At 26.6% G+C, this 12389-nt stretch carries 13 protein-coding genes and 1 pseudogene; 7 read left to right on the forward strand and 7 right to left on the reverse strand.

Going from position 1 to position 12389, the window contains the following annotated elements:
* Positions 1 to 2: 2 nt before the first annotated feature.
* From hemJ to GQV94_RS05485, 4 genes and pseudogenes are all read right to left on the reverse strand, one after another.
* Positions 3 to 455: a protoporphyrinogen oxidase HemJ gene (hemJ, locus tag GQV94_RS05470; protein WP_200170036.1), complete on the reverse strand. Its 453-nt coding sequence runs from the start codon at positions 453 to 455 to the stop codon at positions 3 to 5.
* A pseudogene (lspA, locus tag GQV94_RS05475) lies at positions 439 to 910 on the reverse strand (signal peptidase II). The gene hemJ and the pseudogene lspA overlap by 17 nt, the downstream one beginning before the upstream one ends.
* A complete protein-coding gene (gene glmM / locus GQV94_RS05480) occupies positions 903 to 2240 on the reverse strand; it encodes a phosphoglucosamine mutase (RefSeq protein ID WP_200170038.1) in 1338 nt (445 codons plus the stop codon). The pseudogene lspA and the gene glmM overlap by 8 nt, the downstream one beginning before the upstream one ends.
* A gap of 90 nt (positions 2241 to 2330) precedes the next feature.
* Complete coding sequence (locus GQV94_RS05485) at positions 2331 to 3365, reverse strand: cytochrome-c peroxidase (protein WP_200170039.1); 1035 nt, start codon at positions 3363 to 3365, stop codon at positions 2331 to 2333.
* A gap of 176 nt (positions 3366 to 3541) precedes the next feature.
* On the opposite strand from GQV94_RS05485, the gene plsY reads away from it, so the two are divergent.
* The 5 genes from plsY (at position 3542) to GQV94_RS05510 (ending at position 7019) form a co-directional block, all read left to right on the forward strand.
* Entirely contained in the window at positions 3542 to 4153 is a 612-nt protein-coding gene (plsY, locus tag GQV94_RS05490) for a glycerol-3-phosphate 1-O-acyltransferase PlsY (protein ID WP_200170040.1), read from the forward strand.
* Positions 4138 to 4458 carry a dihydroneopterin aldolase gene (locus GQV94_RS05495; RefSeq protein ID WP_200170041.1) on the forward strand — a complete coding sequence of 107 codons (321 nt, stop codon included), beginning with the start codon at positions 4138 to 4140 and terminating at the stop codon, positions 4456 to 4458. The genes plsY and GQV94_RS05495 overlap by 16 nt, the downstream gene beginning before the upstream one ends.
* Before the next feature lie 78 nt (positions 4459 to 4536).
* The gene (gene hsrA / locus GQV94_RS05500; protein ID WP_200170042.1) at positions 4537 to 5208 is read left to right on the forward strand and encodes a homeostatic response regulator transcription factor HsrA; all 672 of its coding nucleotides are present in this window, start codon (positions 4537 to 4539) and stop codon (positions 5206 to 5208) included.
* Between the two features lie 111 nt (positions 5209 to 5319).
* On the forward strand, positions 5320 to 5565 hold the full coding sequence (locus tag GQV94_RS05505; RefSeq protein ID WP_200170043.1) for a YfhL family 4Fe-4S dicluster ferredoxin: 246 nt from the start codon (positions 5320 to 5322) through the stop codon (positions 5563 to 5565).
* Positions 5565 to 7019: a Ppx/GppA phosphatase family protein gene (locus GQV94_RS05510; RefSeq protein ID WP_200170044.1), complete on the forward strand. Its 1455-nt coding sequence runs from the start codon at positions 5565 to 5567 to the stop codon at positions 7017 to 7019. The genes GQV94_RS05505 and GQV94_RS05510 overlap by 1 nt, the downstream gene beginning before the upstream one ends.
* Here GQV94_RS05510 and GQV94_RS05515 read toward each other — a convergent pair.
* The 3 genes from GQV94_RS05515 to GQV94_RS05525 are packed head-to-tail and all read right to left on the reverse strand — an operon-like array spanning position 7016 to position 8533.
* On the reverse strand, positions 7016 to 7804 hold the full coding sequence (locus GQV94_RS05515) for a hypothetical protein (RefSeq protein WP_200170045.1): 789 nt from the start codon (positions 7802 to 7804) through the stop codon (positions 7016 to 7018). The genes GQV94_RS05510 and GQV94_RS05515 overlap by 4 nt on opposite strands.
* The gene (fliN, locus tag GQV94_RS05520; RefSeq protein ID WP_200170046.1) at positions 7804 to 8112 is read right to left on the reverse strand and encodes a flagellar motor switch protein FliN; all 309 of its coding nucleotides are present in this window, start codon (positions 8110 to 8112) and stop codon (positions 7804 to 7806) included. The genes GQV94_RS05515 and fliN overlap by 1 nt, the downstream gene beginning before the upstream one ends.
* Positions 8105 to 8533, reverse strand: coding sequence for a chemotaxis protein CheX (locus tag GQV94_RS05525; protein WP_200170047.1), 429 nt, complete (start codon positions 8531 to 8533; stop codon positions 8105 to 8107). Before GQV94_RS05525 ends, fliN begins: the two co-directional genes overlap by 8 nt.
* A 144-nt stretch (positions 8534 to 8677) precedes the next feature.
* Between GQV94_RS05525 and GQV94_RS05530 the strand changes: the two genes are divergently transcribed.
* Both GQV94_RS05530 and uvrA read left to right on the forward strand, forming a co-directional pair.
* On the forward strand, positions 8678 to 9463 hold the full coding sequence (locus tag GQV94_RS05530; protein WP_200170048.1) for a sulfite exporter TauE/SafE family protein: 786 nt from the start codon (positions 8678 to 8680) through the stop codon (positions 9461 to 9463).
* An 85-nt stretch (positions 9464 to 9548) separates the two neighbouring features.
* Complete coding sequence (gene uvrA / locus GQV94_RS05535) at positions 9549 to 12371, forward strand: excinuclease ABC subunit UvrA (RefSeq protein WP_200170049.1); 2823 nt, start codon at positions 9549 to 9551, stop codon at positions 12369 to 12371.
* Positions 12372 to 12389 lie beyond the last annotated feature (18 nt).

Below are 12389 nucleotides of genomic sequence, written 5' to 3' on the forward strand. Positions count from 1 at the left end.
ACTTAAAAAGGACGCAATACTATCATCCACGCAATAATGATAAACATGATAGTAGGAAACTCATTATAAACTCTAAAATATTTTCCACTCTTCTTAGAAGTATTATTCGCTAAAGCTTTTAAACAAAAATAATTATGGATATGAAAAATAATTAAAAGGGTAACACAAGTAAGTTTAACGTGCATATATCCAGATCCTACCATTAAAACTTCTTTATGAGCGTGCAACATTAAACTTCCTGTGATTAAAGTCACAATCATTGCAGGAGTTTGAATGGCAAAATAAAGTTTTTTCTCTTGAATTTTTACAACTTCAACAAAACCTTGATTTTTCTTGTTTTCTGCGTGATAAACAAAAAGTCTTGGTAAATAAAAAAGTCCAGCCATCCAAGAAACAAACGCTAAATAATGCATCCATTTTATCCAAGAATAATATTCATTAATCCATTCTATCATTTCTTTTCCTTTTTTATAAAAATTTCTTGTATTAAAATTAAAAATACCCCTAAATTAATCATTACATCAGCAACATTAAAAATAGCAAATTCAAACCATTTATGCCAAAAAAACATATCGACAACACCACCATAAACAAAGCGATCAAACAAATTTGAACTTCCTGCACCTAGTATTATTCCAAAAGCTATAAAATGTTTTCTAAAAAAAACTTTCTGATAAAAAAGATAAATTAATAAAACAACAATAACAAAAAGATGAATATATTTAAGATAATGCTCTAAAAAACTAAACATAGAAAAAGCTACGCCTGTATTTAAAGCAAAAGTAAGATCTAAATATTCACTTTGATAACGCAAACCATTTAAGGTTAAAGATTTAAACCATTGATCAAAAATAAAAACTATGATAAAACTAAACCAAAATAAAATTTGATATTTGATTTTATTAATCATTCAATGCTTTCTTAAAAAATGCAACAACATTTTTCATTTCCTTTTCTAAATTTTTACCATCTTTAGCTTCCAAGAGCAAACGTATAAGATTTTCAGTACCTGAATATCTAAATAAAGCATTGATATTTTTATTTTTTAATTCTTCAATAAGTTCTTTTAGACCTTTTATTTTTTCTAAATTCTTTTTTTCTGAAATTTTTAAATTTACTAGAAGTTGTGGATAAGGTTTTATTTGCCCTAAAATTGCACTAGCAGACTTTTTTTTAGTAAGCATCAAAGCACTAAATTGCAAAGCTGCAATAAGTCCATCTCCTGTTTTTGCATAATCACTAAAAATAATATGCCCACTTTGCTCTCCGCCAAAATTTCCTTTTAATTCTTTTAATTTTTCAAGAACAAATTTATCTCCAACGTTGCAAGTTTGAAAATCTATACCATTTTTATTTAAAAACTCTTTCAATGCACCATTACTCATAGAAGTTGCAACTACACTTGATTTTAATTTATTTTGCTCTTTAAGAAATAAAGCTAAAACACCTAATAAACTATCACCATTAGCAACCTCACCTCTTTCATCAACTACAACTAAACGATCAGCATCTCCATCAAAAGCAAATCCTACATCAGCCCTTAGTCTTTTAACTTCATCAGCTAAATTTATAGGATGCAATGCTCCACAATTTTCATTTATATTTAAACCATTTGGCTTATCATTAATTACAATTACTTCAGCACCAAGTTCTTTAAACACAGTTGGAGCTACTTTATAAGAAGCCCCATTAGCAACATCTAAAATAACACGTAATGATTTTAAAGTTAAATTTTTAGGAAAAGAATTTTTAATAGAAACAATATAACGACCAATTACATCATCAATTCTTTTCGCTTGACCAATTTCACCCATGGTAACTCTTGCATTTTCAATTAAATCATTATTAAAATATATCTCTTCTATTTTTTTTTCTGCTTCTTCATTAAGTTTATTGCCAAATGAATCAAAAAATTTAATACCATTATCATAATAAGGATTATGAGAGGCTGAAATCATTATACCAGCATCACAACGCATATCCTCAGTTAAAAAAGCTATAGCAGGGGTCGGCATAGGTCCAATTTGTATTACATTATAGCCTATAGAGGTAAGTCCCGAAACTATAGCATTCTCAATCATATAACCACTTCTTCTAGTATCTTTTCCTACTAAAATATTATTTGTAAGACTTTTATCTTTAAAGTATATTCCAGCAGCCATTGCTAAACGCATTGCCAAAAAAGAATCTAGAAAGTCTCCCGCCTTTCCTCTAACACCATCTGTTCCAAAAAGTTCCATTTTAAACCTTATAATAAAATTTGAAACAATTATAACAAATTGAAAATTAAGAATATTAAATAAAAACCCTTAAAAAAGGGTTTTAAAAAATTAAAGTTGTGGTTTTGGAGTTTTACCAGTAGAAGCTGGAAATTGAGGATAAATAATTTTTGGTTTTTCACCTGTTAAAGAATGTAAAAAAGTTTCTATACTTTTTGCTTCTTGATCTGTAATTTTAATTCCAAGTTGAACGCTACCCATTTCTTTTATGGCATCTTGTAATGACCAAATAGCACCATTATGAAAATAAGGAGCAGTCTCTGCTACATTTCTTAAAGTTGGAGTTTTTACCATACCATTAGCATCGCCTTTAAAGTCTCCAATATCTGCAAATTTATATTTAGCAGCAACTTGGAAAGGCTGCATACTTCCACCTAAATTTACACCTGTATGACACGCAACACAACCTTTATCAAGGAAAAGTTTAAGACCTTTTTTCTCTTTATCATTTAAAGCTTTTTCATCTCCATCTAAAAATTTATCAAAACGAGAAGGAGTAATTAAAGTTCTTTCAAAATTTGCAATAGCATCAGCAATATTGTCAAAATTTACACCACTTTTTCCATAAATCTTTTTAAATTCTTCTACATATTCAGGCAAAGAAGAAATTTTTTCTACAGCAAGTTTTGAAGGAGTTGCCATTTCAGCTTCTGATTCGATAGGACCCTTAGCTTGATCAGCTAAAGTTTTAGCTCTACCATCCCAAAACTGAGTTGTATTTAAAACAGAATTATAAACAGTCGGAGAATTTAAATGATGAGGATTAGCAGTCCATCTATGTCCAATAGCTGTAGAAACACCATCTGTTCCACCTAAACCTAAATTATGGCAAGTATTACAGGAAATAATACTACTTTTAGAAAGTCTAGGATCAAAATAAAGTTTTTTACCAAGCTCTGATTTTTCTATGCTAAACGCACTTGCTTTAACACCATTTTGTTTCAAAATATCATCAATTTCTTTTTGATTTTTTGGCAAAGAAGCTAGACCTGATTGTTTAGCTTCTTCAACTAAACTTAAAGCACCCAAATTTGCAGAATAAAAAATACCGCAAATGAAAATGATAAATGGTAATTTAATTTTCATTAAAAACTCCTTGATATTTTAAATAGAAATACAATATTAATCTCTTAATACTTAATTAATAATAAAAATTACTAAAAAAAATAAATAATTAATTAATAGTATTTTTATCTTATTTGATTTATTTATTTTTTTTATTTATAATTAAAACAAAATTATTGTTTTTATTTAAGGTTTATATGGAAAATCTAATTATTTATTTAATTTCTTATCTTTTAGGGTCAATTCCATTTGGCTTTATCCTTGCTAAGTTATTTGCTAATGTTAATATTAAAGAACAAGGATCAAAAAGTATAGGTGCCACAAATGTTTTAAGAGTTATAAAAAAAGATAATCCTAAATTAGCAAAAAAACTAGCAATTATGACTATTATTTTGGATTTTTCAAAATCTGCACTATTGCTTTTAGTATTAAAAGTTTTAAATTATGATATAGGCTTACTCTGGAGTGTTGCTATATTAACAATATTTGGACACTGTTTTTCTATTTATTTATTATTTGAAGGAGGTAAAGGGGTTGCTACTGGTGCTGGTGCAATGATAATACTCTTACCTTTAGAAACATTAACTGCCTTAATAGTATGGCTGATTATTGGAAAAATCTTTAAAATATCATCTTTAGCTTCTTTATTGGCTTTGTTAAGTTTTATAGGAAGTTCTTTTATTTATCATTATGATATGCCAGAAATTCATACTCACGCACCTGTTTTTATTATTGCTTTCATTATATTTTATAAGCATTTGCCAAATATCAAAAGATTATTTTTTAAACAAGAATGCAAGATTATATAATTAGTATTAAAACAGAATTTAAGTGTATTATTGGTATTTTAGATTTTGAACGCAAAAAAAAACAAAAAGTGATAATAAAATTAAAGGCAAAATCTTATGAGTTTTTAGATTATTCTATACTTACAAAAAAAATAAAAAAATATTACAAAAAAAATAAATTTTATACTATAGAAGAATCTTTAAAATTTGTAAGTATAAAATTAAAAGAAAAAATTCCATCTTTATATAGCTTAAAAATTTCTGTTTTTAAACCAAAAATTATCAAAAAAACAAAAGCTGGAGTTCTTCTTAAAAAAAAATATTAATATTTTTTTAAGTTATTTGAATATTTACTTAAACTATGTTATAATTTTTTAAATTTTTCTTATGAGAAGGATAATATAATGAGAATTTTAGTAATAGAAGATGAGATAAATTTAAATAAAAGTATTATAGATAATCTTAATAGTTTTGGTTATCAAACTGACTCTTCTGAAAATTTTAAAGATGGAGAATATTTCATTGGCATTAGACATTATGATCTAGTTCTAGCAAGCTGGAATCTACCAGATGGAGATGGATCTGATCTTATCAATATTATAAAACAAAAATCTCCAAGAACTTCAATTATTATTATGTCTTCAAAAACAGACAAAGAAACTGAAATCAAAGTTTTAAAAGCAGGTGCAGATGATTTTGTTAAGAAAAATATAGATTTTGATATATTAATGGCAAGAATTGAAGCAAGATTAAGGCTTGGTGGAACTAATGTTATAAAAATAGAAGATTTAACTATAGATCCTGATGAAGAAAAAATAACATATAGAGGACAAGATATAGAGCTCAAAGGAAAACCTTTCGAAGTTTTAACTCATCTAGCAAGACATTCAGATCAAATTGTTTCTAAAGAACAATTGCTTGATGCCATCTGGGAAGAACCTGAACTTGTTACACCAAATGTAATAGAAGTCGCAATCAATCAAATTCGTCAAAAAATGGATAAACCTTTAAATATTTCTACTATTGAAACAGTACGTCGCAGAGGATATCGTTTTTGCTTTCCTAAAAAATCTTAATTTTTTGCATAAAAGCAAAAAATTTCTTAATTTTATTACTTAAAATTTTATATTATATTTAAGTTTTATTATTGTATAAAACAAAAAATATATCTGAAAGGTTACAATCCAATGTCTCTTTTAATAACTAAAGATTGTGTTTGTTGTGATGCTTGTAGAGAAGAATGTCCTGATAACGCTATATATGAAAATAGTCCTATCTATGTTATAGATCCTGATCTTTGTTCAGAATGTGTAAATGATTTTTCAGAACCAGCTTGTATTGTTGCTTGTCCTTATGAATGCATCATTCCAGATCCAGACAATGTTGAAAGTATAGAGGAATTACGTCTTAAAAACAAACGTAGAGAATATTAATGGCTAAAAAAACTGCTGTTGTTGATCTAGGTTCTAATTCAATTAGAATGGTGATTTTTGAAAAAACTTCACGATATGGGTTTTACACTACTCACGAATTTAAAAGAAAAGTTCGTTTAGGAGAAAATTCTTATAACAATAAAAAATTTTTACAAAAAGAAGCTATGCAAAGAGCTGAAGAGACTTTAAGTTTCTTCAAGCAATGTGCTTTAAAAAATAAATGTAAAAAAATTTTTATAGTTGGTACTTCAGCTCTAAGAGATGCTCCTAATTCAAAAGAATTTATAAAAAGAATAAAAAATAAACTTCAGTTAAATATTCGCTGTATTGATGGAAAGAATGAATCTTATTTAGGAGGGTTAGCTGCTTTAAATTTGTTAAGCAACTTTAAAGATGGTACAACTTTAGATATAGGAGGGGGATCAAGCGAGCTTTGTTTGATTAAGAATAGAAAAATTATTGATTGTATTTCGCTTGATATAGGAACAGTTAGACTAAAAGAGCTTTTTAATTCAGATTCAAAAAAATTAGATGAATTTTTAGAATCTACTTTAAGACTGATACCAGAAACATTTTGCAACGATAATCTTATAGCCATTGGAGGAAGTCTAAGGGCAATTTCAAGTTCTATTATGCAAAAAAACTCATATCCTTTAAAAAATTTACACGATTTTAGATACAATTTTGAAGATGAAAAAGACTATATTTGTAAAATTTTAAACACCAATGCTAATTCTCTTATCGATTTTGGAATAAAAAAAGATCGTTTTGATACTATTAAAGAAGGTGCTCTAATTTTCTTAAAAATCGCTCAAAAAATCAAAGCAAAACAAATTATAACAAGTGGTGTTGGAATTAGAGAGGGAATATATTTGCAAGATTTATTAAGACCACTAAAATATTTTCCAAATAATTTTAATCCTAGTTTAAAATCTTTGCAAGATAGATTTTTAACAAATAATATAAAAAATAAAACGCCACAATATGCTTTGCAAATTTTTGATACACTTAAAGAAATTCATAATCTTAATACATACTATAAAAATATCTTAATAGTAGCTTCAAAACTTTGTCATATTGGAGAATATTTAAATTTTTATTTTGCAAATGAACATTCAGCAAATTTTATCTTAGGTGGTTTAAATTATGGGTTTTCACACAAAGAAAAAGCTCTCATTGCTACCATTATTAAACTAAATGGTAAAAAAGCTATCCCTTATAATTTAGAGCATTTCAAACAACTTTTACCAAATTCTCAAATTATAACTTGGTTAGGATTTATGCTAACACTTGCAAAAACATTAAGTTTTAGCGAAGAAAAAATTAATTTTTCTTTTTGCAAAGACACACTTTATATTTATAATAAAGATCAAAAACTCAATCTATCAAAAGATGAAATCAAAAAAATTACCAAACCTAGCAATATTAATATATCGATAAATCAAGCACCTTAACTGCTTTTTGTCTTTTCATTAATTAAATTTTGAATCTTTCTTTTATTTTCTTCAAAGAAAGAGTTAAAATTTTTATCTTCCAAATCTTTTTCCATTTTATCAACCGGAATTTCACTACTTTCTAAAAGTAAATTAGATTGACCAATAATCATTACATAACGTTTTGAGTTATATTCTAAAATCATAAATTGATTATTTCTATCTAAAGGTTTTTGAAAAATAATATTAAAATTTTTTATATCTATATTTTTTTTATAAAGCATATTCTTTTTCAGCCATAAAAGAGCAATAAGCAAAATAATTAAAGCCAATATAATTAAAATATAATTAGTATAATTATACTCTTGTGAAATTTTTTCTTTAGTTGTTAAAAAATTTTCACTACTAGACATTGAACTTGCTTTTGATAATTCTTCAATATTGCTTTGATTTAAAGGAGTAATTCTAACCCTAATCCCAAATTTATCATTAACAGAACTAACATTTAAATTTATTTCTTCTTTATTATGAAACATAATAAATGTTTTATTATTCTTTGAACTAATTGCAATCTTATCTATAAACTTAGATTGAAGATTTTTTATTTCATTTTTAGAATACTTAAGATTATCAAAAATAAGTTCTAATATTTTTTTATCTTTTCTTTGAGAAATATTACCTTGATAAGCACTATCAAAAGAAAGCATTAAATCTACTCTATCGTTTCTGTTATAAATGTTATAATCAGTTAAATTTGCGGAAAAAAGTGGAAATAAAAAACAAAAAAAGACAAATAAAATTCTCATTAAATTTCTTTTTTAAAATATTGTAACACCGTTTTGGAATCTAAAATCTCATTAATTCTTATGGCAAGATTTTTTTCATATACCATAACTTCGCCTTTTCCAAAAATTCTTTTATTAATATAAAGCTCAACACTTTCTCCTGCTGGCTTTTCAAGATCTATAACAGAACCTACTTCTAATTTTAAAAGCTCATTTACACTCATATTAGTCGTTCCAAGCTCACTAACAAAATCAACTGTAATATCTAAAATATCTTCGTAAGAATGAAGTAAGCCGTGATAATTGCTAAATTCAATATCATCATTCATAATTATTAAAACCTATTTTAAAATAATGATCATCAAGTTTATATACTAAAAATTCATTAAGTTTTATACTTGAAGGATCAGTTTTTCCAAGATATTTTGGAATTCCAAGTTTATATTCATCTTTTCCTTGCGCATCATTAAGTAATTTTTTCATATATCCTATAATCTGATTAGTACATTCTTTAGTAAGATCTTGCCAATCATTTTCACTCAAATCTTCACCTGGAATTAATATACTAGCAATTTCTTGTAAAATTGATTGAGAGAAAAATAAATAAAAAACATTTTCTATTTCATTGTTTTTTATAGTGATAGAAGTTGCATAAAATTCACCCTTTTTTATCTTTTTCATTTTTTCAATATGCATTTTTAAAATGTGATTATAAAAATGAGTGGTTGAATATTCAAGCATACTTAACATAACCCATACCTTAAAAATAAAATTATTCTTATTATAATATAAAAAATATTTAAAATTCTTAATTATTTTTAAAGATTTTATTTTTATTTTATAAAAAAAATATTTTAATTTGTAAAGTATATAAAATGTAATTTAGGATATTAAATGAACTTAATAGATTTACCTTATTTTGCTATAGGAATTATATCTGGCGTAGCTTCAGGACTTTTTGGCATAGGTGGTGGAATGATAATAGTCCCTACTATGTTAATTTTAGGTGCAAGCTCGCATTCTGCCATTGGAATTTCAGTTTTACAAATGATTTTTGCTGCAATTTTTGGATCTTATTTAAATTATAAAAAAAAGAATTTAAATTTAAAAGATGGAATTTATATAGGTTTAGGAGGTCTTTTAGGTGCAAGCTTTAGTGGAACACTTTTAAAATACTTAAGTGATATTAGTTTAACATCTATATTTTTAGGTGTAAGTTGTATTTTTTTTCTAAAATATGCCTTTGGAATCAAGGAAAATGTAGTTAAAAATAATAAAAGCATTTTACAAAAAAATATAATTTTATTTATAGCTGGAACCTTTACTGGTGTTTTCGCTATTTCTTTAGGAATTGGAGGTGGATTATTGATTGCTCCAATTTTAGCTTATTTTCTAGGCTACGATAGTAAAAAAGTTGTTTCTTTATCTTTGTTTTTTGTAATATTTGCTTCAATTTCTGGAATTATTTCTTTTTCAAATTCAAATGTAATTGATAGTGAAGTAATTCATAAAGGTATAATAGTAGGAATTGCGTCAATGATAGGAGTTTTCATGGGTATTAAAATCATAGAAAAAATGAAACTTTCTTCTCATCGTAAAATTTTACTCTTCATCTATGCTTTATCTATATTTGCAACTACGCATTCTTTGCTTAGAAAACTTGGAATTATAGTTTTTTAAGTAAAGCTAAATTCAAATAAAAACTTTAGATTTTTAATTTTATTTATGCTAGAATTCCAAATTTAATTAATTTTTAGGAAAAAAAATGAATGATATGATAAAAATCATAGGCGCAAAAGAAAATAATCTTAAAAATATCAATCTTGAAATTCCAAAAAATAAACTTATAGTATTCACAGGTCTTTCAGGCTCAGGTAAATCTACTCTTGCCTTTGGCACTCTTTATGCTGAAGGCCAACGTCGTTATATAGAAAGCTTAAGTGCTTATGCGAGACAATTTTTAGATAAAGTAGGCAAACCTGATGTAGATAAAATTGAAGGATTAACTCCAGCCATTGCAATTGATCAAAAAACAACTTCAAAAAATCCACGCTCTACAGTTGGAACAATTACTGAAATTTATGATTATTTAAGACTTTTATATGCAAGAATTGGGGTGCAACATTGTCATCAATGTGGTAAAAAAATCACTTCAATGAATACAGAAGATATAGTGTCAGAAATTTTAAAATTTCCTAAAGGAGCAAAAATTATTCTTTATGCTCCTTTAATCAGAGAAAAAAAAGGCACTTATGCAGATTTACTTGAAAATCTACGCAATAAAGGTTATATAAGAGCACAAATTGATGGAGTTTTAGTGCGTTTAGATGAAGATATTGAACTTTCTAAAACAAAAAAACATACCATTAAACTCGTAATTGATAGATTAGAAATTCAAGAAGATTTACTCTCACGTCTTGCAAGCGATATTGAAAAAGGACTTGAAGAAAGCTTTGGAGAAATAGAATTAGAAGTATTAAATAATGAAGAATTAGGCTTAAATAAACATTATCATTATAGTATTCACTCTGCTTGTTTTGATTGTAAAATTTCTTTTATGCCACTTGAGCCTTTAAGTTTTTCTTTTAATTCTCCAAAAGGAGCTTGCGAATCTTGTGATGGTTTAGGAATTCGTTACACTCTAGATATGAAAAAAATCATTGATGAAAATTTAAGTATCGAAAATGGTGCTATTAAAACAATGTATGGTTTTAATAAAAGCTATTATTATAAATTTTTAATTGCTTTTTGTGAGCAAAATGAAATTTCTATTAAAACTCCTTTTGCTGAACTCAATGAAGAACAAAAACGTCTTGTATTATATGGCAATGCAAAAACTATAAATTTTACTTGGAAAAGAAATCATTTAAAACGAACTTTTGAAGGTGTAATCAAAATAGCTTATGATATATTAAAAGATGAAAAAGACTTAAATGAATATATGAGTGAAAAAATTTGCAAAGATTGCAATGCTCATCGTTTAAAGCCAGAAAGCTTAGCTGTAAAAGTAGCCAACAAAGGCTTAGGGGAAATTTTAGATATGAGTATAGAAAATTCAAGTGCTTTTTTTTCACAAGAAAGTAATTTTGATTATTTAAATGCACAACAAAAACTCATAGCAAAACCTATACTTAAAGAAATAAATGAAAGATTATTTTTTCTTTTTGATGTAGGACTTGGATATCTTTCTTTAGGACGTGATGCTAGAACAATCAGTGGTGGAGAAGCCCAAAGAATACGTATTGCATCTCAAATTGGAAGTGGTTTAAGTGGAGTAATGTATGTTTTAGATGAGCCAAGCATTGGACTTCATGAAAGAGATACAGCAAAGCTCATTAAAACTTTAAGAAATTTACAACAAAAAGGTAATACGCTTATTGTGGTAGAACATGATAAAATGACAATTGAAGAAGCTGATTTTATTGTTGATATTGGTCCAAAAGCTGGAAAATTTGGCGGAGAAGTTGTTTTTAGTGGAACTTATAAAGAACTTCTAAAAAGCAAAAGTGAAACTGCTCTTTATATGAACAAAAAAAAACAAATTTCTTGGCAAAAAAATAGAAAACAAAAAAATTATCTTGAATTAAAAAATGTAAATATTAACAATATATCAAATTTAAATGCCAAATTTCCTTTACAAAATCTTGTAGCTATTACAGGTGTTTCAGGAAGTGGAAAAAGCTCTTTAATACTACAAACTTTACTTCCATTTGCACAAGAATCTCTAAATCACGCTAAAAAGGTAAAAAAATTAGGTGGAGTTGAAATAGAAGGATTAGAACAACTTGATAAAGTTATTTATCTTGATCAAAGTCCTATTGGACGCACCCCAAGGTCTAATCCTGCCACTTATACAGGAGTTATGGATGAAATTCGCAATCTTTTTGCTGCTACTAAAGAAGCTAAAGCAAGAGGCTATAAAGCGGGACGCTTTTCTTTTAATGTAAAAGGGGGAAGATGTGAAAAATGTAGCGGGGATGGAGAAATTAAAATAGAAATGCACTTTTTACCTGATGTTATGGTTATTTGTGATACCTGCGGAGGCAAGCGCTATAATGATGCTACTTTAGAAATCAAATATAAAGATAAAAATATTTCAGATATCTTAAAAATGAGTGTTTTAGAAGCGTATGATTTTTTTAGTTCTGTACCAAAGATTCGTCAAAAACTTGAAACTTTAGTAAAAGTAGGACTAGATTATCTTACCTTAGGGCAAAATGCTACAACTCTAAGCGGAGGAGAAGCTCAAAGAATCAAACTTGCCAAAGAATTAAGTAGAAGTGATACCGGTAAAACTCTTTATATCCTAGATGAACCTACTACAGGACTTCATTTTGAAGATGTTAATAAACTTATTTCTGTTTTGCAACATTTAGTGGATTTAAAAAATTCAGTTTTTGTAATCGAACACAATTTAGATGTAATTAAAAATGCTGATTATATCATAGATATGGGACCAGAAGGCGGGATTAAAGGAGGTAAAATTATAGCAAGTGGTAATGTAGAAAAAGTAGCAAAAGAATATAAAAAAACAGGTTCTTATACAGGATATTATTTAAATTTAGAACTTAAAAGCGATAAAAATTAATTTAAAATAATTAATTAG

This window comes from Campylobacter sp. TTU_617, assembly GCF_016599045.1.
GTDB lineage: Bacteria > Campylobacterota > Campylobacteria > Campylobacterales > Campylobacteraceae > Campylobacter_D.